Origin of the sequence: Mesorhizobium sp. M0778 (genome assembly GCF_040320105.1) — a bacterium.
In the GTDB taxonomy this organism is placed as follows: Bacteria; Pseudomonadota; Alphaproteobacteria; order Rhizobiales; family Rhizobiaceae; genus Mesorhizobium.
This window is the reverse complement of record NZ_JAMYPA010000013.1, coordinates 135,204-154,071: the sequence shown is the minus strand read 5'-3', so window position 1 is coordinate 154,071 and position 18,868 is coordinate 135,204. Positions and strand designations below refer to the sequence as shown.

The window sequence follows — 18,868 nt, the reverse complement described above, 5'->3', positions numbered from 1 at the left end:
GGCAGGAAATGGCAGTCGCTCCTTCGCTCAACTGCCTCTCCAAAGAATCCTTTCTCAGCCTAAACTCAACCCCAAAATCGCCATATGCGATTCCCCTGCCCACGAGGGGGGGAGATCGGCAGTTTCAGCTGATCATGCGCTGCCCTCGAGCGCCGGGCTCCGCCCAAAACGCTGCACCACGAAACGTCCCATCTTCTGGCCGGGCACTTCGATCAGCGTGTAGGTGATCCAGGACAGCAGGCACACCACCGGCAGAACGACGACAGTGACGACCGCAAAGCGCAGCGGCGCCGACAATTCGTGGCCGAACTGGGTGATGACCAGGGCCGCGACCGGCTGGAGAACCAGCAGATGGATCAAATAGATGCTGAAGGAAAGCTCACCCATCAGATGAAAGAACCTGTTGGCGAGCGTCATGGCGATCTTTCTGGCCACGATGCCCATCATTCCCGGCAGCATCCGGTAGAGAACCAGGGCAAAGAAACCCAATACGAGCGCTTCCCGCATCAAAAGCTTGCCAAGCCCATAGCCGCCGCCGAAGGGCAGCGCGGCCAGAGCCATGGCCAACGCCAGATATGCGAAGGGCCGCTTTTGCCTTTGATGGACGACGCCCGCCAGCAGCATCCCGCACAGGAAAATCTGCATCTTCAGCGGCAGGAACGACGGCATCGGAAAATGCACCGACAATTGCCCCATCAACAACACGATCGCGCTGCCGGTGGCCGCTACCAGAATGGCGCTCCATACCCAGTCAAGCCTGCGCACCAGCAGCATGATCGCCGGAAACACCGCATAGAACTGCATCTCCAGCCCGAGGCTCCAGTCCGGCAGCGGCGTGCGATAGGCGAAATTCGGCACCAGGCCGAACAGGAACAGCAGATGGGCGCCAATATTCTTCAGGCCGCTGTCGAGATAACGCTCGGGCGCCTGCGGCGACCTCAGCAGGAACTCGTCGATGACCATCCTCGACTGGTAGAGATAGGGGCCAAGCGCCAGGGCAGCGAACAGCATGATGTAGAACAGCGGCGCTATCCTGAAGTAGCGGCGGGTCCAGAATTTCAGCCAGGTTTCCGGCCTTTGCCAGGGCTCCTTGTCCTGGCGCAGCTGGTAATGGAACACCATCAGGAAGCCGGACAGCATGATGAACAGATCGACGCCGAGGTCCGGTTCGCCGAGGATAGGAACCTGCCAGCCGGTCAACAGCAGGCAGTGCCCGATAAGCACCCAGATCGCGGCGAGCGCCCGAAGCCCGTCCAGGCACTCGATGCGCGATGTTTCCGTCATGCCGAACTTCTCGATAGCCATGTTGCAATGCAGCATGGCGGCTGAGGGAAGAATGTCAACCGTGCGGAAGGAACACGATTTGCGCTCGGTTGTTACGGAAAACGCGGAAGCTGCGATCTCCCCCCTCGAGGGGGGAGATGGCCGGCAGGCCAGGGGGGGGCGCGAAGGAACGCCAGCCTCTGTTTTCGTTTCCCGCCGGAATGAGCCGATGGCGGCAACTTACAAATTGATCACCAAGGCCGGCGGGACAGTGCCCCCCTCTGCCCTGCCGGGCATCTCCCCCACGAAGGGGGAGATCGGCAGCATCACCCGCCTCTCTTCTTCACCAACCTTGCGTGCCGGCGCCAGTACCACCACGCCAGCACGCGGTTGCGGAACACTCTTCTCATCGCGCCCATGTCAAACCCCCAGCAGCACGCGGCGCTGGCCGGTGAGCTCACTGGGCGACAAATCGGTCTTCACCGTTCCCGCGGTCCCATCATTGGCCGCCAGCTGGGCCCGCAACGCGGCCTCGCGCGCCTGCACGTCCTTGTCGGCAATGGTCGGTGTCGGCGGCAACGGCTTCAGCGCCGGCGGCTTTTGAAAAAGGCACATGGTTTTCTCCAAAGTGAGAGATTCTCGTCCAGTCGTAGAGCAGAAAATCCTCGCCGTTCCGGCCGTAGCCCGGCAGGCGGCAGCGTTGCGTGGCACCAAGCCGGGCCAGCCAGCGCAGCGCCAATTCATTGGCGGCCAGCGCTCGCGCCTCGACCCGCCAGGCGCCGTGCGCCGCAACCTGCGGCCCGAGCACGGCGTGAAAGAATTCCGTAATCCCAGGCACGCAGCGCCTCATGCGGCGCGTGCCCCAGCTCCAGGCGATCCACAGCCCGCTGCGCTGTTCGGCGGCGCCGAAGCCGGCCTCCGGATTGCCGTCGAGCTCGGCAACATAGGCAAACCCCTGCAGCGCCGTCAGCGCCAGCAAAGCCGGCGACCACTCGTCGAACTGGCAGTCGATCTCGGCTCGGTCCTCCGGCCGCAGGTTGGCGGCGATATAGGAGAGATCGCGCAGTGTGGCGGGGATGATGCGGATGGTCACCGAAACGCCCCCAGCGGATCGGCCTGCCCCGCCTTCCGCCGCGCGGCTTTGAACACCGCCGGGTCGACCACCGCTTCCCTCAGCATCATCACGCCATAGCGGGTCGCCGCCATCAAATCGTCGCGCAACTTCACCACCTGGCCATCCCGGCGGTGATAGAGCCGGAACTCCTCGAACCACGGCAAAAGCGTCGAAAACACCTTGAAGCGGCCTGATTGCATGCGATCGAGCATGTCCATCAGCCCGGCCTCGACCGATACCGAACCGTCGGCGAACTGCGCATGGCTGGCGAGCATGTTCAGCCCATGTGCCGAATATTGCTTGGCAAGCGCGGTGCCGGCACCCTCCAGTGTCTCGCGGCGGCCGTCGCGCGGCCATGCCCATGGCAGCCATTCGCCCCACGGTTTCAGAGTCAGCGCCTGCATGGCGGGAGTCTGCTGCGAAGCGCGGCAGGCCTTTGTGATATAGACGACGTCGGCCTCCGTATCCCAGGCGAGCTCGACCGCCGCCGAGGGATGGTCCCAGCCGAAATCGAGTGCGCCGAGCCGCGGCCAATAGCGCGGCAGCGGGAACGGCTCACAGGCGATCAGCTCCTCGGCCACCGGAAATATGCGGCCGGAGCCGAGCACCGGAATGCCTTTGGCCCGCGCCTCACGCTCATGCGCCGGATAGGCGGCAATGATCTCGGCGCGCTGCTGCGGCGTATAATGCTCGGCATCGTCGATGGTCATGAAGGTGACGTGACGGGTCATTGTTTTTCACCCTCGCGGCATTGAATCATGGTGGCAGGTGTTGGACGTATGCTGCTGTTCGGTAAGATGTTTTCATGATGGCGGGACAGCGCCCCCCTCTGTCCTGCCGGACATCTCCCCCTCAAGGGGGGAGATGGCAGCTTCAGCGTCTCGCTTATCCGCAAGCATTGGAGATTGGCGAAAGCCAATGCGACATCCAATCTCCCCACTAGAGGGGGAGATGTCCGGCAGGACAGAGGGGGGCGCGAAGGAACGCGAGTTGCGCGATTTCGCAGCGCTGTCATCCCCTCCCCATCCCTCCCACCTGCTCCGCGGACAAAAACAGCAGCACCACGTCCGACATGCCGAGCAGCGGCGTGAAGGTGACGATGGTGATGCCGCCGGTGGCGTTGGTGCGGGTCAGCCCTTCGGAATAGATGTCGAGCGGCGGCTCCTCGTCGAACCAGACGCCGTGCAGCGTTTCGCCCTGCCATTTCTCGCGGCCTTTCTCGTAGCTCTTGAACGACAGCACCGATTCGTCGGCCTGGACATCGCCGCCGCCGCCCCAGCGCACCACGACGCTGTCGAGCGCGCCCGGCGCCCGTCCCGCCATCGTGCTGACGAGGGCGTCGGCCGGGATCATCCCGGTGCCCCAGGCCGCCTGCTGCTGTGGCGGGCCGATCAGGATGCGCTGCGGGTTGTCGCGCGTGCTTTCACCGGTGACGCCGGCCGCCCACATCCGTACCGCACAATCGAAAACCTTGCCTTGCCACCAATCGGGATAGCGGCCGGTGAGTTGCATCGCCCACTCGGCGCCGCCCGCCCTGGTCTTGCCGAGCTGGTTGCCGGCCATGAACAGGCGCTCGCGATTGGTCGCGCCGGCTGCGTGAAATTCGGCCTGTCGGGGATAAGGCCGATAGGCGGCAAGCTGGTTAGTGCGGCGCCTCCGGTCCAGCTCCGCCAGCAGGCTGAGATATTCCTTCCTTGCCGCCCGGCTGGGCGAAGCCTTTTGCGAAGTCCGGCTTCTCGAGGAACGGCCTAAGGACGGCTTCGAGGCCGCGGATGCGCTGCCTGATTTCGTCATCGCTCAATGCATCCAGATTGTTGATGTTGACACTAAGATCCTTGGGCAGCACCGACAGCACGAGCTTCAGATACTGATCGGGCTTTTCGGCGCGCACCTCGGCGATGACGCCGGCGCCATGGGCGCGGAAATCGGCGCGGATCGCTTCGAGGAAGCCGTCGGCCAGCGTCTTCTTCGCCCGCTTGGTTCGCTTGCCGGGTGCTTGATCGTGCGGCTGGGGATCGCCGGTGGAAGGAGCCTTGGCCATGCCCTACTCTGCCGTCCCGGCGGAGATCGCCGGCTTCTTGTTGGCTGGCCGCACAATGCGCTTGCGCGGCTTGGCCTTCTTGCCGGCGCGTGCCGACTTCGGCTTGTGCGGCTGGCTCGCCGGCTTCGCATCAGTCAGCGTGCCGGGCTTCATCGCACCGGCGTCAGGCAAGGCATTCAGCCGTGCCCTGAGAATTGCCACCGCCTTGCCGTCGAGTGCTTCCGACGGGAAGCCGAAGCCGCCGACCGCATCGACGGTACCGCCACGCAGCATACCGATCCGCACGCCGGCGGCGACCAGTTCGAAGCGGCCGATGCGTGCACAGGGTGCGGCGCCGGCGAACTCGCCAATGGCGCTGACGACCTCGTGGCCGTCATCGTCGGTGATGATGGTGGCGTAACGGTTGGACATGGGGATGTTCTCTGGGGTGGGCGCACGAGCGCGTTGCGGGATTCATGGTTGGTGATTTCGCGGTTCCGACGATCGTCAGGTCGCGTTCCTTCGCGCCCCTGTCCTGCCGGCCCCACAGCTGGCAGCTCACGTAACGTTTGGTCGAAAAGGAAGCCTGAAACAAAAAACCCGCCTCGGCGGGCGGGTCGTTGGAGCCAATTGGCACCATACCCAAATTAGTAGCATAGCTGCCGGCACAAAGCAAGAACAAAATGTGGCATCAGCGGAAAAAAATGCACTGACGACCTCGCACCCTTCATCGGTGGACGGCTGGAAAGAGGGGTTCTTTGGCGAGAAAGGCGGGGCATTGCGTGAGACTTGCGTTGATGGGATGGTGTTTGCGCTTGAGGGGAACGCGTCATGGGCAATGTCACCAGTCACTACGGCAGCGACGGCATCGTCGATCGCATATTGGCCGCGATCCCGGACGCCGACCCGGCCGGCAAACTCGCCGCCGCGCAACTCTATCCATTCGATCAGCTCCATGGCCGCGAACTGATCGCCACGCGGGAGCATGCTGCCCGTCTTGCGCCTTCGCCGATAGATCGGATCTTGGATATCGGCAGCGGCATTGGCGGGCCGGCAAGATTTCTGGCCTCGACCTATGGCTGCCAGGTCGACGGCATCGACCTGACGCCGGCCTTTGTCGCCGCGTCGAGCCGACTGACCGCACTCAGCGGATTGTCCGACAAGGTTCGCTTCCATCAGGCCGACGCGACGAAATTGCCTTTTGGCGACAGCACGTTCAATGCGGCGATCTGCTTCTATGTCGGCATGAACATCGAGAATAAGGCCGCGGTCATCGACGAGGCCTGGCGCGTGCTGAAACCGCGAGGCAGGCTGATCTGGACCGAGGCCGTGCTCGCCGGCGGCGAGCCGTACTACCCCATGCCCTGGGCGGTTTCGCCGGCGACCAGTCACCTCGCCGATCGGGAAAAATTGAAAACCCTGTTTGCAGATGCCGGGTTTCGCATCGACGAGATCGTCGACGAAACCGGCGAACATGTTGAGCTGGCGCTGCAGAGAGCCAATTCCGGCATCGTGCCCTCGCCGGCGCAGCAGCAGGCAAATGAAATCGTCATGGGCGCGGAATTCCTGCAGCGCCGCCGCAACTACATCCGAAGCCTGAGCGACGGAAAGCTCGCCTCGCTCGCCGTGATCGTCTCCAAACCGGCCTGAAACAAAAAACCCGCCTCGGCGGGCGGGTCGTTGGAGCCAATTAGCACCATACCCAGATTAGTAGCATAGCTGCCGGCACAAAGCAAGAACAAAATACGTTGCGGCGGCAAAAAATGCGAGGTGGTGGGCGAAGCACACCGGCCGGCGAGACGCCACCGTCCGGATCAGAACAGGCATTCGCGCGTTTGAAGCTTAGCCAATGGGAGCAAAAGCCATGAACGTCGCCAATCTGCAACTCGAAGGCCTGCTTATGGCCATCGCATCGATCAATCAGGTCCTGGTCCGCAAGGGCGTGCTCTCTGTCGAGGAGATAGACATCGCCTTGCGCAAGGCCGAAGCCAGCGAGACCAACGAGGAAAGGTCCGAAGGCATGTCGGCGTCGAGCCGCGACGCCGTCAACTTCCCGATCCGACTGCTGGAGTTGGCCAATCAGTGTCAGCCGGAGACGGACATGCCGTCCTTCTCGAAACTGGCGCGCATGGTCGGTCAGATCAAGGAACCTTACAACGACCAGATGTGACGCGGCGATCATAACTGGCGCCGCGATCGGAGTTGACACAGCGATAACGGCTGCCGTGCCGGGCTGGCGGCGACTGCTAGCGGCCCTGCATGATCCTGATGACCTTGCTGTTGTCGGCGGTTGGCGAATGCAGCTTCACATAGTCGGCGTAGGTCAGTCTGCCACTGGCAATGGCATTGCTGATACGGCTGCACAGGGCCGTCTCGTACTTCGCCACGCTCACATTCATGAACGCAGCGTAAGTCTTCTTTTCGCCGAGCGACGTGGATTTCTCTCTTGCAATGCAGTCCTTGATGACCAGGCGCTTCACGGCAGGGCTGCCTTCAAGCGTGGCATGCATCGTGTTGAATTCGCCTTCGGTCAACGTGGTGCAGCCGGCAAGCAGTGACGCGCCGATCATGGCGGCAGCAAAACGCGTGGCGATGTTCATGAATTCCCCCTCAAGACCCGTGTCTTGCTTAGCCCGTCGAAAGTTGGAAGTACAGAGGGAATGCAGGCGCCTCTACAAAAAGCATAAACCTAGAACGCCCGTTACTTTAGCTGTCGCTTTTATTGCACTCGACCTGCGATGGCCTGAATGACGGGACCCGGCCGTGCTCGATGTCACGACGATGCTGGTGCGGATCGAGACGCCGGATCCGAAATTCCGGCATCACCTCCTGCCAAGCTTCAGCGCCAGGACGCGGCCTGGCCCGTGCACGGCGGCAAACAGCAGCCCGGCCAGGAAGGTGAAATGGTCGACGAAGAAGCCGAACTCCGCCTGGTTGCCGGCCCAGTGCGACGGCCCGTGGAAGGCGAAGCCCAGGAACAGCACATAGGCGCCAGCGACGAGTGCTGCCCAGGAGAAGAAGGCGCCGGTCAGGAAGCATAGGACGAGGACGACCTCGAGCAGGGCTGCGCACCAGGCCAGGAACAGCGGGAACGGAAATCCGGCCGCCGCGATATAGCCGGCGGTGGCGCCGATATCGATGAATTTGAAGGTCACGGCCATCAGGAAGACGGCGGCAAAGATCAGGCGGGCGACAAGGATTGCCGCGGTCTGCCACGGCGACTGAACGGATGATTGAGTGGTTTCCAAGGTCATGATGTCCTCCCAAGAGTTGCGACGGTTTCGCCCCAAGGACGCACCACCAGCCGCAAGCCCGACATCATCCCCCGAAAAACCTGCAGGATACAAGCGCGTAGCGGGCCAGACATTGCAGAACCTGGTTCCTCGCCCAATGGAGGCAGGGCGCATATGGGCAAGTGCCCCCTCACCCGGATTGCCAACCGAATTGCGAAGGGCAATTCGGGGCAATCCGACCTCTCCCCGAGGGGAGAGGAGGTCGCCTGCGTTGATGCCAGCCTCTTCTCCCCAGCGGGGAGAAGGTGGCCGCCCACGGGTCTTGCCTCCGGCAAGCCCGAGGACAGGCTCCGCGGCCGGATGAGGGGGACTCCCTATCGATTGCCTGCCTTTACTAGGGCGAGGAACCAGGTTCAGGACTACCCCACCTTGGCCCCCGGCTTGCTGATCGGCTCCCGTATCGTTCCATACTGGCTGCCCCAGCGGTCGGTCATCGCCCAGCGTATGTCCCAGAGCTCCGGGAAGAAGCGGTGGCGGGCGCCGGCCTCCAGCAATTCGACCGGCCGGCCCTTCAGCGATTTCGCGCCGAGGCCGATCGTGCGGTGGATGAGGTAGAGGTGGTTGGCGCGGAATTTCTGGAACAGCTCGTCGAACTCGACCAGCGCTTCGGCAACGACATAGCTGTCGCCGTGATCGTAGCCGGCATCGTAGACGTCCTCGACCGAGAGCCCGCGGCCATCGAGGTAGGACGCCTTGAAGGCCCGCCACAGATCGGGCGGCAGCCGCAGCAGCTGCTTGAAGCCCGGCGATTCCTGGCCGCTGCCATTGCCGAGCTGCAACCGGATCTGCTGGTATTCCTTGGGCGACATGGTTTCGAGCAGGTCGAGCTGCGCCGTCATCATGCGCATCAGCCGGTGCACGCGCCCCATCAGCGTGACGATGCGATGCGTGTCCTGCTTTTCCAGGAAATCGACGACGTCGACCAGCGTATAGGCGATGAGCTTCATCCACAGTTCCTCGACTTGATGCACGATCTGGAACTGCAGCTCGTCGGCATTGACCATCTCGGCCAGCGGCTTCTGGCAGGCGAGCAGCCTGTCGCATTTGAGGTAGACGCCATAGTCGCGCATCTCAGGCGTTTCGATGCGGGCATAATAGTCCTGCTTGTCCATGGCCATGCTCCTTGCCCCGGCCGTCGGGCCGCAGGCGCTTGTTGGGTCCCGGTCCCCGAGTCTAATCGCTTTCTTGCCGAACATTGTCCCTTTCTGTTATTCGGCTGGCGGGAAACAAAGGACAAAAACTGCATCTGAAGCGGAAGGAAAGAACGAATGCTGCTGGATGCGGTCGACCGGAAGATCGTCGCGGCGCTCGAACGCGATGCCCGCATCTCCTTTGCCGCGCTCGCCGACGAGGTTGGCCTGAGCAAGACGCCGTGCTGGAAGCGGGTCAAGGCGCTGGAGGACGCCGGCGTCATCCGCGGCTACTCGACCCGCATCGACCCGGCCAAGCTCGGCTTCGGCATCGAAGCCTTTATCCAGGTGTCGATCGATTTCGAGCTGTCGGACGCCTTCGAGGCGGCGGTGCAGAAGCATCCGCTGATCCGCCGCTGCCACGCCACGACAGGCGAGGCCGACTATCTCCTGCAGATCGTCACCGTCGACATGATGGCGCTCGACAGGATGCTGCGCGAGGAGCTCAGCCGGTTACCCGGCGTGCGGCGCACGATTACCTCGATGGCGATGCGCGAGATCAAGGGCGGCATCTCGTTCGCCAATGCCGTCGGGCATACGCAGACAAAGCGATAGACGGGCGGCGGGGCGGCGCCCCGGTCAGGCCCTCGTCACCAATTCGCGCCCCAGCCGCTTCGGTGGCTCGGCGCGCAGAACCACATTTGTCGTCACCGTGCCGTAGTGGCCGATGCTGTCGACGATGCTTTCAAGGTCGGGCGGTGACGGGACTACGACTTTGACCAGAAAACAGTCCTCGCCGGTCACCCGCAGTACCTCGATCACCTCCGGCAACTGGGCGAACTTCTTCAGGCAGGCCTGGATATGCTCATGCGTGGTGCGCAAGCGGATGACCGCCATGGTGCCGAGCCCGAGCGCTGCCGAATTGATCACCGCCTTGTAACCGGTGATGACGCCGCGCTCCTCCAGCCGCTTCACCCGTTCCGAAGCGGCGGGCTGGGACAGGCCGACGCGGCGGCCAAGCTCGGAGATGCCGATGCGGCCATCCTCCTGCATGATCTCGATGATCGCCAGATCGGTGGGATCGAGCCTTGGCCGATAATCGCCGTTCCGCATGATCACCTTTAATCCATCGGATTTCTTCGCTGCTTTCCGATGATCTCTCATTCCGCCGCCTGGGAGAAGACCTAGAATTGCGCGCGTTGCATCAGGAGAGAAGGGCTTCGCATGACCGAATTCATCATTGTGCCGGGCATCGGCGGATCGGGCAAAGCCCACTGGCAGACACGTTGGCAACAGGCGGACCTGGCGATGCGGCGGTTCAGCCCGGCGAGTTGGGACGCGCCGGACTTCGACGACTGGGTGGCTGCGCTGGAAGCCGCTGTAGGCCTGGCAAGGACACCACCGGTGCTCGTCGCCCATAGCCTCGGCTGCCTGCTGGTCGCGCACTGGCAGCGGATCTCGCCCCGCGAGGTCGGCGGCGCGTTGCTGGTTGCGGTTCCGGACCCTGCGTCGCCGGCCTTCCCCTCCTCCGCCCGCGCCTTCGCCGAGACACCGCAACAACGGCTTCGCTTTCCCTCGCTGATTGTCGCCAGCACCAACGATCCCTACGGCTCGCTGGACTATGTCAGGGCAAAATCCGAGCGCTGGGGCAGCGATCTCCATATCGCCGGACCGCTTGGCCACATCAATGGCGACAGCGGGCTCGGCGACTGGCCGGCGGGAATGGAGCTGCTGACGGCTTTTCTCGGGCAAACGCAAGCAAGCGCCCGAGGCGCCGTGCTTCAGCCGTGACCGCATCAGGACGGCTACCGCGCCGCCGCCCTGACCTGGTTGCGCCGCGATGCCGCGCCTCAGTTCGATGCTGCGGCCGGCGAGCTGAGTTCGAGGAACGGTACGGTTGAGCCCGGGATCATCGACTTCGGCAATTCCCCGTTCCATCTCTCCGCCTTGGTCAGTTCGACCAGCAGCGGATTGTTGGCGATTGCGGCGGCGCGGGCCTTGATGGCTTCCGCGGTCGCCTCGCCTTCGATCCTGGTCTTGTAGGCGCTGGCTTCGGCTTCGGCCTTGACGCTGTCGGCGCGGCCCTTGGCCTGGGTGACGGCGATGTCGGCCTTGATCTTTTCCTGCTGCAGGTTTTGTTCCTGCTTCTGCACCTCGACCTGCGCCGTCATCCTGGCTTCGACCGCCTGCTCGTAGGCGTCGGAGAAGTCGATGTTCTCGACCTGCACGCTGTCGATCATCACCGGGCCATCGGTTACCGCCGCAATGGCCTCGGCGACGTCCTTGTTGAACTTCGCCCGGTTCTGGATCACCGACACCGCGTCGTACTGGCCGAACACCGTCTTGATTTCCTGCGGTGCTTTCCTGGCGATGACACGGTCGGCCAGTGCCTCGATCGACCCGTAATTGGTGTAGACGTTGCTGACTTCGGCGGCCGGCACGTGGAAATTGACGGTGACGCGCATGTCCGCCGGCTGCTGGTCGCGCGAATAGGCCTGCATGGCCGGCAGGCCGCTGCAATCGTTCTGGTTCTCGCAGCCCCATTTGAGCACCTGCTGGCGCAGGCTGATCTTCTCGACGCGCTGCAGCCATGGCAGCTTGAAATGCAGCCCGGGATCGACGACCGAGCTCAGCGCCCCGTTGGTCAAGAGCACGCCGCGGTCGCCCTGGTCGATCGTGTACCAGGATCCCAGGAGCGCAAAGACGCCGAGCGCCACGATGACGAGGGCGATCAGGCCGGAACCGATCGACGCCGTCCCCGGCTTGCCCTGCGGACGGCCCGAATTGCCTTGCGTATCGGTCATTGCCCCACCCCAACTTGATTGCCCGTGCTGGTTTTGCCCACAATAGTGGCGGCATTGCAATCCTCTGGACATGGAAGGATGTTCGCGCCGGCCGGTCGGACCGGCCGGGTGGTTCGGGCCGGCCAGGGCAATTCCCTACGCCGAAATTGCTTTACGGCACCTGCGTAATGCTGCCGCTGCCTCTGACCTCCGAACGCCGCATGGTCGGGTGCCCATAGACGTCGACGTCACCGCTGCCGGAAATCGTGACGTCCGCATACGCTTGTGCGGTAATCTCCGCATCGCCGCTGCCGCGGATCTCGATCCGCGCGGATTGGGCGATAAGGTTCCTGAGCCGGCCGGTGCCCGAACCGCGGATATCCAGATCGACCGTCTGGGCGGTTCCGGTTGCGGTAACGCTGCCGCTGCCGCGGATGTTCAGCTGCAGCCCGGGCTGATTGATCTGCGACAGGGCAAGGTCGCCGCTGCCGACCACTTTCCAGTCTGAAATTGCCGGCCCCGACACGCTGACATCGAACCGGGACGCGAACCAGCCCGGTTCGCAATCCAAGGTGAGCCTGCTGCCTTCCATCCGCACATGGTCGATCAGGGTCGACTCGCCGCTGACGACGGCCTCGGCCTTGTCACCCGGCTGATAACGGACTGAAGCCGGCAAAGCGATCGTGAAACTGCCGTCGTTGCGGAACGGCAGCGTGACCTCTTTTCTGGTCGATGTGGTTGCTCCGCAGGTGGATTGTCCGCCAATCCATGAACCCCCGGCGTTGATCCAGTCCGGCCCGGCCAGCCCGATGCCGACGGCCAGGAAGAGCGCGGCGCCGGCCAGTCCCGCCGCTGCGACGAATGCCAGTTTTCCAGTCATGGTCCGTTTCCTTCAACGTGATGACAAATTGCGATCTTGGCACCGCTCAAGCCTGGTTGCGGTCCGGGTGGGTCAGACGGGAATGCATCCGGGCATAGCGCCCGAAGACCTGTATGCCGGCGCTCGATCCCAGCAACAGCAGGGCGCCGCCGCCGAGGAACCCGCACACCAGTCCGGCGCCGATGAAGACGCGGCCAAGCATCGCCGTGAGCGTGCCGCCGGGCTCGAACAGCAGCGTGGTCAGAATGATCTTGATGCCCAGCGCACCGATGGCGACAAGCGTGATGCCAAGGCCGAGCGCAAGCACGACCGCGGTGATGAGCAGCGGCAGCAGGAAGACGATGTCGACGAAGGCAAGGCCGGCAAGCGCGAACGTCGCCGCCAACATGTTCGACACGCTCCAATGAGTTTCAAAACGGCGCAGCCCAGCTTCGGCGCGGAGTTCGCGGGCAAGCCTGGCCGGGTCACCCAGGGCCGCCGCGACCTCCGCTTCGCTGCGGCCCGAGGCATCGGCGAAATGGGCGGCGTAGTCGCCAATAATATCCTCGATCTCCTGAGTTGGCAGGCCGGCGAGCCCCAGTCTCAATTTTCGCAGCAAGGCATCCCTGGTCATGGCAAATCCTCAAGAAGTTTGTCGACTGCGCCCGCGAGCGAGCGCCAGTCGCGGCGATGAGCTTCGAAGGCCTGCTGGCCGAGCGGCGTGAGCCGGTAATATTTGCGCGGCGGCCCGCTGCTCGACTCGACGATGCGGGTGGCGACGAGGCCGTCATTCTGCATCCGCCGCATCAGCGGATAGATCGTGCCTTCTCCCATGTTCACAGCGGCGACCAGCGTGCTGGCGATCTCGTAGCCATAGCTTTCGCCCCGCGACAGCACGGCCAGGACGCACAACTCGAGAGCGCCTTTTCGCAACTGCACCTGGATCGAGTCGGTCATGCGTAACTTCCAATTCAATGGCTGTATATAACACGCTACCTGTTTATGCAAGGTAGCGATTGGTAGCTCGCCATCAGGCTAGGCGGACAATGGAGATTGGCTTTGAAAACCGCTTGTCTGTTTGACGCAGTTCCGGACGGAAAACCGCCGACACTTTTCTGGAACCGCTTTAGCGGACTTCCACTCCAGCCGCAGCGCCGCGCTGGTAGGCGTTGCCTGACGCGTCCTTCTGCCGTTCGGCATCGCTTTTGCGCTTCGGGCAATCCTCGTAATTGTGGTCGCGCCCACCGCAGTAGGAGCAGCATTTTGCCGGCGCGTCGGAGCGAAGCATCGTTGGCATGCACAAGAATGCACGAAAACCCGACAGATTGCTAAGGCTGCGGCACCGGCAAGGTCGATTTCGCCACGGAACCGCTGCCGTCGCATGAAAGTTATCTGCTCATTGCAACCGGAGCACAGGACATGGCCGACGACCAGAACCGCTACGAGACCGGAGCGAGGAAATATCCGGCAAAGACGAGCCCCGACGCGGCCGACGAATTCTCGCAGGATGCGGCCGGCAACAAGCCACCTCCCGGCGGCATGGGATTGACCAGGCCGGCTGACGATTTCGACGACAAGACCCGGCATTCGGAGGGCCAGAACCCGCCGCGCGCAGCGATCCGTCCAGACGGCAAGGCTACCGTCAAGAAGCCCGGCAAGGACGCAAGACGATGAACGTCGCCAATCTCCAGCTCGAAGGACTGATGATGGCAATCGCGGCCGTCAACAACGCGCTGGTCCACAAGGGCCTGTTATCGGTCGACGAAGTCGACATGGCGTTGCGCCGGGCCGAGGCGGCGATGACCAGCGACGAGCGTCTCTATGAAGACATGTCGCCGTCCAACCGCGACGCCGTCTGCTTTCCGCTCAGGCTGCTGCAGGCGGCCAACAATGCCCAGGGCGAAACCGGCGTGCCGTCCTTTGCCGAACTGGCCAGGATGGTCGGCCGGACCAAGGAGCCCTATAACGACCAGATGTGATGGAGGACGCCATGGCCGACGACAAATCCAAGACCAAGCAGGATCGCAAACTGGTCTCCGGCGAAGAGCCATACGAGGTCGCTGCGTTTGCCCGCAAATACGGCATACCGCAAAGCGAGGCCGCGACCATTATCAAGCGCTACGGCCCCTCGAGGAGGAAGCTCGACGCGCATATGGCGAGCCGCAACGCCTGATCCACGTTGGCGGCCGGCGCCGCTCACGCCAGAAGCGTCCCTGCCCTGCCGCCTTGTCGAGATCCGCCCCGCCGGGCGGCCTGCTGTGTGTCAGGCTCGCCGCTGCGGGATTCAACGCCTGGTTTTGATAGCCGTGGAATACTCTCGCGGCGCAACAACTCATTTACCTCGACACTGTACCAGTCCGGTGAGCAAAGCCGGGGGGTCGGATGCAGGAACAACTATTGCGCTACGAATGTGTCTTGGAGCCGAACGGACGATGGATGGTGTGGGACATCGTTCACGATCTGCCGGCGCAATTTTCGCAGATCGCGCTGATCGGCCTGAGCCGTCGTGAAGCGGTTTCGCTCTGCCGGCTGCTCAACGAGACGAGCCGTTCCGAGACGCGGCAGAGCCGGGCCTCCTGAGAAGCGCGTGCGTCTCAGGCCTGCCCAAGCTCGGGGGATTTACATGCGATCGACAATATTCGGTCTGGTCCTGTTGCTGCCGGCCGCCGCCCTGGCGGAGCCGATCGAGACCCAGAAGATCATCACGGCGGCGACCGGCGACTGGAACGGCGATGGCGCCGCCGATCTGGCGATGATCGTCGAGACCGAGCCCGGCTATTCCATGGACCTGCATTTGTTCCTCAGGGACCGCGACGGCAATTTTCTCAGGCCTGCCGGGGTCGTGCATGAACAGATTTACGCGGAATGGAAGGACTACGACCGGCCAGGCCCCGCCACATCCGACGCCGAGCCCGAACTCACCGCGCTCCCCAACGGCTCGATCAAGCTCTATATTCCGGCGATGGAGATCGGCAGCGAGCGGACCAACAAGACGCTGACGCTCGCCTGGCGCAACGGCACGTTCGTCGTCGCCGGTTTCGCCTACGAATATTGGGATTACATGGACGACAATGTTGCCGGCGACTGCGACTACAATGTGCTGACCGGCAAGGGCAAAAGCAGCAAGAAGCTGGCGGACGGCACCACCAGGCACGCGACCGTATCGGTCGAAGGCAAGGTCATCCCGTTCGCGGAGTGGACCCCAGGCACTGGCTTCAGCGCTTGCGGAGCGTGAGAGGTTTCGGTTGCCTCACTGCAGCGGCGGCTTCCACAGCAGGCTGTTGCGATCGGCGGATTTGACGCGCAGCCAGGTTTCGCGGCCGTCGCGCAGCACGCGGATCGGGATCTCGGCGCCCGCCGGGCCGCTCTTCCACAGCTTGCGATAAAAATCGGCGAGCCCGTCGACCGCCGCGTCGCGGACATCCGAGATGACGTCGCCCTGGCGTAGGCCCGCCTGGGCGGCCGGGCCGCCCTCGGCGACGCTCATCACCACGACCTTGCCGTCGCTCTCGGCCGAGAAGGCGCCGAGCCACGGCCGCGGCGGCCTGGCGACCTGGCCGCGCGTCAGGAGATCGTCGAGGATAGGCGGCAGCAGATCGATCGGCACCACCATGTTGATGTCGGCGACCTCACCGTTGCGGCTCATCTGCAGGCGCAGCGAACCTATGCCGAGCAGCCTGCCATCAGCGCCGATGAGGCCGGCGCCGCCCCATGAGGGGTGGGCCGGCGCCGTGAAGATCGCTTCGTCGAGCAGATATTCCCAATAGCCGGCGAATTCCTGCTTGGTGACGATCTGCGCCCGCACCGAGCGGCCGACGCCGTCGGCGAGCACGACGGGATCGCCGATCTTCGCCCTGGACGCATCACCGAGCGCAATGGCGGGCAGTCCGAGCGGCGCCAGCGCCTGCACCAGGCCGAAGCCCGATTCCTGATCGTAGGCGAGCGCATGGGCGGGCACCACGCGGCCGTCCTGGTCGGCCAGCCAGACCTCCTCGGCCTCGGTGATGAGATAGCCGATGGTGAGCACCAACCCGTCGCCGCGGATGACGACGCCGCTGCCTTCGCGGCGGGTGCCCAGCGCGTCTGCCGTGAAGGCGTCTTCGGGGACGGTGGCGCGGACGGCCACGATGGATCGCAAAAGGGGCTCGATATTCATGCTTTGGTTCCTGGCAATGTTCGCAGGCTGATATGAGGTTCGCAGGCCGATATGGGCTATAGGTATGGCGCAGGTGACCAGGCGCAAGAGGCGGCGCCGGCTTTGGTGTGGACCGGCGCCTCGCCGTTGGCGCCGGGGTTTTGCAACAGCGCCGGCCGCCCTATCTGTACCTACGGCTATCCGAAGCTGTCCTATGCAAAGTTCCTCCTCCATCACCCAAGTTGATACCCTGAGATCCTCCCCAATCCTTCCAATCCCCAATCCTTCCAATCCAAAGGCCTCCCGACATGAACGACTACACAACGGACCAATATACGCCGCCAAAAGTCTGGACCTGGAACAAGCCAAATGGCGGCGCTTTCGCCAGCATCAACCGGCCGATCGCCGGCCCGACGCATGACAAGGAACTGCCGGTCGGCAAGCATCCGCTGCAGCTTTATTCGCTGGCGACGCCGAACGGCGTCAAGGTGACGATCATGCTGGAGGAGCTTCTGGCGCTCGGCCACAGCGGCGCCGAATACGACGCCTGGCCGATCAGGATCAATGACGGCGACCAGTTCGGCAGCGGCTTCGTCAAGGTCAACCCCAACTCCAAGATCCCGGCCATGATGGACCGCAGCGGCGAAAAGCCGATCCGCATCTTCGAATCCGGTTCGATCCTGCTCTATCTCGCCGAAAAATTCGGCGAATTCCTGCCGACAGAGCAGCCGGCTCGTGCCGAAACCCTGTCATGGCTGTTCTGGCAGATGGGCTCGGCGCCCTATCTCGGCGGCGGCTTCGGCCATTTCTATGCCTATGCGCCAATGAAGATCGAATATGCCATCGACCGCTTCGCCATGGAGACCAAGCGGCAGATGGACGTGCTCGACCGGCGCCTGGCCGAAAGCGAGTATTTAGGCGGCAGCGACTACACGATTGCCGACATCGCGGTGTGGCCCTGGTATGGCGGGCTGGCCAAGGGCCGCATGTATGATGATTCCGGCGAGTTCCTGCAGGTGGAAGAGTACAAGAACGTGCAGCGCTGGGCCGACGCCATCGACGCCCGGCCGGCGGTCAAGCGCGGCCGCATGGTCAATCGCACCTTCGGCGAGCCTTCGATGCAGCTGCACGAGCGCCATGACGCCAGCGACTTCGAGACGAAGACGCAAGACAAGCTCGAGGCGGCCAAAAGCTAAGCGGACGACGCGCCGATCTCCCCCCTCGTGAGGGAGATTGGCAGCTTCGGCTGGCTCGCCTCCACCGCCGCCATCCACAGCCGGTCGATATCGGCCAGGAATTTCTCGTCGAGCTTGTCGAGGTGCTTCCAGTACATGCCGTCCTCGAAGAAATAGCCGACTTCCTTCTCGATCCTGTCGGCCTCCTCCGCCTGATCGAGTTGCAGGCCGGCAAGCATCTCCGCCTTCATTTCCGAAAGCTGCGAGGAAGACAGCGCGCCGAGCTCGTCGAGCGTCAGCCGCGGGAAGATCAGCCGGCTGCGCGGCAGGTCGGATAGGTTGACGCACAGGCACCCGCGCCGGAGCGCATGGATGAGCAGGCGGGCCGACTTCGCCTCGAGGTTGCGCAGCGTGACGTCGTTGCGCAAAGGGTCGGCGCGGCCGACGCCGTAAAAATGCGTGTTGCCGGGCTGGTCGTAGATCATGTCGCAGCCAAGGAATGCCAGCACGTCGGGCTTCTGGCTGTGGATCGTCCAGTAGGCCGCCGTCATCGACATGGTGCCGCCGGCATAGACGAAGCCGCCAAAGCTGTTTTGCGCCGGAACGTAATGCGAGGCGCTGAAGATCTGCGCCTGCTGCAGGGGATCGCCTTGCGGCATCCGCTCCGCCGGGAAATCGCCGGCATGGACGAGGAAATCCCAGTCGGGGCGCACGCGCCAGGCATTGTTGATGGCGACGATCTTGCCGAAGGCCTGCTTGGGCCAGGCCGCGCAGCGCACCACATCGGGGGCGCTGCCGATCAGCAGAATCACGTTTGGCGTTCCGTCGATCACCATACCCCCTCTCGACCGACCGAAATGCATCTCAAGGCCGCCCGGTTGAACGGCTTTATAGCCTCAACGCCGCATCGAAACACCAGCCGGATTTAGGCTGACATCAACAAAAGGGAGCTTTGCCAGCCGGTTGTAAAGTGTGGCCTCAGGCACCGTCGTACAAGCAGGAGGCAGGTTTTCCCGCTAGCCCAAAACCGACGATATGAGTTGGGCGATATATATTAGTTGACTAAACTAGCGGAACGTCCAATGCACATTCCCAG

27 protein-coding genes are annotated in these 18,868 nt (G+C 63.4%); 10 read left to right on the top strand and 17 right to left on the bottom strand.

The window, feature by feature from the left end:
• Nucleotides 1-132 precede the first annotated feature (132 nt).
• From NKI22_RS19590 to NKI22_RS19565, 6 genes are all read right to left on the bottom strand, one after another.
• A complete protein-coding gene (locus tag NKI22_RS19590) occupies nucleotides 133-1,284 on the bottom strand; it encodes an acyltransferase family protein (protein ID WP_352516075.1) in 1,152 nt (383 codons plus the stop codon).
• Nucleotides 1,285-1,762: 478 nt separating this feature from the next.
• Nucleotides 1,763-2,356 (bottom strand): hypothetical protein, encoded by a 594-nt coding sequence (locus NKI22_RS19585; RefSeq protein WP_352496074.1) that lies wholly within the window; start codon nucleotides 2,354-2,356, stop codon nucleotides 1,763-1,765.
• Nucleotides 2,353-3,108: a phage terminase large subunit family protein gene (locus NKI22_RS19580; protein ID WP_352589703.1), complete on the bottom strand. Its 756-nt coding sequence runs from the start codon at nucleotides 3,106-3,108 to the stop codon at nucleotides 2,353-2,355. The genes NKI22_RS19585 and NKI22_RS19580 overlap by 4 nt, the downstream gene beginning before the upstream one ends.
• A gap of 280 nt (nucleotides 3,109-3,388) precedes the next feature.
• Entirely contained in the window at nucleotides 3,389-3,940 is a 552-nt protein-coding gene (locus NKI22_RS19575) for a terminase large subunit domain-containing protein (protein ID WP_352937696.1), read from the bottom strand.
• A 79-nt stretch (nucleotides 3,941-4,019) separates the two neighbouring features.
• Nucleotides 4,020-4,418, bottom strand: a complete 399-nt coding sequence (locus NKI22_RS19570) for a hypothetical protein (protein WP_023718144.1) — start codon at nucleotides 4,416-4,418, stop codon at nucleotides 4,020-4,022.
• 3 nt (nucleotides 4,419-4,421) lie between these two features.
• Entirely contained in the window at nucleotides 4,422-4,829 is a 408-nt protein-coding gene (locus tag NKI22_RS19565) for a hypothetical protein (protein ID WP_352937694.1), read from the bottom strand.
• Nucleotides 4,830-5,228: 399 nt separating this feature from the next.
• Here NKI22_RS19565 and NKI22_RS19560 point away from each other — a divergent pair, with 399 nt between their 5' ends.
• Complete coding sequence (locus NKI22_RS19560) at nucleotides 5,229-6,047, top strand: class I SAM-dependent methyltransferase (protein ID WP_352937692.1); 819 nt, start codon at nucleotides 5,229-5,231, stop codon at nucleotides 6,045-6,047.
• A gap of 214 nt (nucleotides 6,048-6,261) precedes the next feature.
• Nucleotides 6,262-6,567: a hypothetical protein gene (locus NKI22_RS19555; RefSeq protein WP_023675713.1), complete on the top strand. Its 306-nt coding sequence runs from the start codon at nucleotides 6,262-6,264 to the stop codon at nucleotides 6,565-6,567.
• Between the two features lie 76 nt (nucleotides 6,568-6,643).
• Here NKI22_RS19555 and NKI22_RS19550 read toward each other — a convergent pair whose 3' ends face one another.
• The 3 genes from NKI22_RS19550 to NKI22_RS19540 all read right to left on the bottom strand — a co-directional run bounded on the left by NKI22_RS19550 (nucleotide 6,644) and on the right by NKI22_RS19540 (nucleotide 8,802).
• Nucleotides 6,644-6,997 (bottom strand): hypothetical protein, encoded by a 354-nt coding sequence (locus NKI22_RS19550; protein ID WP_023718140.1) that lies wholly within the window; start codon nucleotides 6,995-6,997, stop codon nucleotides 6,644-6,646.
• A gap of 222 nt (nucleotides 6,998-7,219) precedes the next feature.
• The gene (locus NKI22_RS19545; RefSeq protein WP_352937690.1) at nucleotides 7,220-7,651 is read right to left on the bottom strand and encodes a DoxX family protein; all 432 of its coding nucleotides are present in this window, start codon (nucleotides 7,649-7,651) and stop codon (nucleotides 7,220-7,222) included.
• A gap of 398 nt (nucleotides 7,652-8,049) precedes the next feature.
• Nucleotides 8,050-8,802 carry a tryptophan 2,3-dioxygenase family protein gene (locus NKI22_RS19540; protein WP_352481624.1) on the bottom strand — a complete coding sequence of 251 codons (753 nt, stop codon included), beginning with the start codon at nucleotides 8,800-8,802 and terminating at the stop codon, nucleotides 8,050-8,052.
• 156 nt (nucleotides 8,803-8,958) lie between these two features.
• On the opposite strand from NKI22_RS19540, the gene NKI22_RS19535 reads away from it, so the two are divergent.
• Complete coding sequence (locus NKI22_RS19535; protein ID WP_031193729.1) at nucleotides 8,959-9,435, top strand: Lrp/AsnC family transcriptional regulator; 477 nt, start codon at nucleotides 8,959-8,961, stop codon at nucleotides 9,433-9,435.
• A gap of 24 nt (nucleotides 9,436-9,459) precedes the next feature.
• On the opposite strand, the gene NKI22_RS19530 is transcribed toward NKI22_RS19535, so the two are convergent.
• A complete protein-coding gene (locus NKI22_RS19530; protein ID WP_023718137.1) occupies nucleotides 9,460-9,933 on the bottom strand; it encodes an Lrp/AsnC family transcriptional regulator in 474 nt (157 codons plus the stop codon).
• A 111-nt stretch (nucleotides 9,934-10,044) separates the two neighbouring features.
• On the opposite strand from NKI22_RS19530, the gene NKI22_RS19525 reads away from it, so the two are divergent.
• Nucleotides 10,045-10,611, top strand: a complete 567-nt coding sequence (locus tag NKI22_RS19525) for an RBBP9/YdeN family alpha/beta hydrolase (RefSeq protein ID WP_352481625.1) — start codon at nucleotides 10,045-10,047, stop codon at nucleotides 10,609-10,611.
• Between the two features lie 59 nt (nucleotides 10,612-10,670).
• On the opposite strand, the gene NKI22_RS19520 is transcribed toward NKI22_RS19525, so the two are convergent.
• From NKI22_RS19520 to NKI22_RS19500, 5 genes are all read right to left on the bottom strand, one after another.
• Nucleotides 10,671-11,624, bottom strand: a complete 954-nt coding sequence (locus NKI22_RS19520) for a prohibitin family protein (RefSeq protein WP_023718135.1) — start codon at nucleotides 11,622-11,624, stop codon at nucleotides 10,671-10,673.
• Nucleotides 11,625-11,775: 151 nt separating this feature from the next.
• Complete coding sequence (locus NKI22_RS19515; protein ID WP_352481626.1) at nucleotides 11,776-12,483, bottom strand: GIN domain-containing protein; 708 nt, start codon at nucleotides 12,481-12,483, stop codon at nucleotides 11,776-11,778.
• 46 nt (nucleotides 12,484-12,529) lie between these two features.
• Nucleotides 12,530-13,096 (bottom strand): DUF1700 domain-containing protein, encoded by a 567-nt coding sequence (locus NKI22_RS19510; RefSeq protein WP_352816570.1) that lies wholly within the window; start codon nucleotides 13,094-13,096, stop codon nucleotides 12,530-12,532.
• Entirely contained in the window at nucleotides 13,093-13,419 is a 327-nt protein-coding gene (locus NKI22_RS19505) for a PadR family transcriptional regulator (RefSeq protein ID WP_023718132.1), read from the bottom strand. The genes NKI22_RS19510 and NKI22_RS19505 overlap by 4 nt, the downstream gene beginning before the upstream one ends.
• Nucleotides 13,420-13,588: 169 nt before the next feature.
• Entirely contained in the window at nucleotides 13,589-13,759 is a 171-nt protein-coding gene (locus NKI22_RS19500) for a hypothetical protein (protein ID WP_352642923.1), read from the bottom strand.
• A gap of 122 nt (nucleotides 13,760-13,881) precedes the next feature.
• Here NKI22_RS19500 and NKI22_RS19495 point away from each other — a divergent pair, with 122 nt between their 5' ends.
• The 5 genes from NKI22_RS19495 to NKI22_RS19475 all read left to right on the top strand — a co-directional run bounded on the left by NKI22_RS19495 (nucleotide 13,882) and on the right by NKI22_RS19475 (nucleotide 15,697).
• Nucleotides 13,882-14,136, top strand: coding sequence for a hypothetical protein (locus NKI22_RS19495; RefSeq protein ID WP_023718130.1), 255 nt, complete (start codon nucleotides 13,882-13,884; stop codon nucleotides 14,134-14,136).
• Nucleotides 14,133-14,441 carry a hypothetical protein gene (locus tag NKI22_RS19490; protein ID WP_023675703.1) on the top strand — a complete coding sequence of 103 codons (309 nt, stop codon included), beginning with the start codon at nucleotides 14,133-14,135 and terminating at the stop codon, nucleotides 14,439-14,441. The genes NKI22_RS19495 and NKI22_RS19490 overlap by 4 nt, the downstream gene beginning before the upstream one ends.
• 11 nt (nucleotides 14,442-14,452) lie before the next feature.
• Nucleotides 14,453-14,635, top strand: coding sequence for a DUF3606 domain-containing protein (locus tag NKI22_RS19485; protein WP_023675702.1), 183 nt, complete (start codon nucleotides 14,453-14,455; stop codon nucleotides 14,633-14,635).
• A 209-nt stretch (nucleotides 14,636-14,844) separates the two neighbouring features.
• The gene (locus NKI22_RS19480; RefSeq protein WP_031193725.1) at nucleotides 14,845-15,042 is read left to right on the top strand and encodes a hypothetical protein; all 198 of its coding nucleotides are present in this window, start codon (nucleotides 14,845-14,847) and stop codon (nucleotides 15,040-15,042) included.
• A 43-nt stretch (nucleotides 15,043-15,085) separates the two neighbouring features.
• Entirely contained in the window at nucleotides 15,086-15,697 is a 612-nt protein-coding gene (locus tag NKI22_RS19475) for a hypothetical protein (RefSeq protein ID WP_023718128.1), read from the top strand.
• A gap of 15 nt (nucleotides 15,698-15,712) precedes the next feature.
• On the opposite strand, the gene NKI22_RS19470 is transcribed toward NKI22_RS19475, so the two are convergent.
• Nucleotides 15,713-16,618 carry a S1C family serine protease gene (locus tag NKI22_RS19470; protein WP_023718127.1) on the bottom strand — a complete coding sequence of 302 codons (906 nt, stop codon included), beginning with the start codon at nucleotides 16,616-16,618 and terminating at the stop codon, nucleotides 15,713-15,715.
• A 287-nt stretch (nucleotides 16,619-16,905) separates the two neighbouring features.
• Here NKI22_RS19470 and yghU point away from each other — a divergent pair, with 287 nt between their 5' ends.
• Nucleotides 16,906-17,793, top strand: a complete 888-nt coding sequence (yghU, locus tag NKI22_RS19465; protein ID WP_352816564.1) for a glutathione-dependent disulfide-bond oxidoreductase — start codon at nucleotides 16,906-16,908, stop codon at nucleotides 17,791-17,793.
• Here the strand turns inward: yghU and NKI22_RS19460 are convergent.
• Complete coding sequence (locus NKI22_RS19460) at nucleotides 17,790-18,584, bottom strand: hypothetical protein (protein WP_352816561.1); 795 nt, start codon at nucleotides 18,582-18,584, stop codon at nucleotides 17,790-17,792. The two genes, yghU and NKI22_RS19460, sit on opposite strands and share 4 nt — an antisense overlap.
• Between the last annotated feature and the right edge of the window lie 284 nt (nucleotides 18,585-18,868).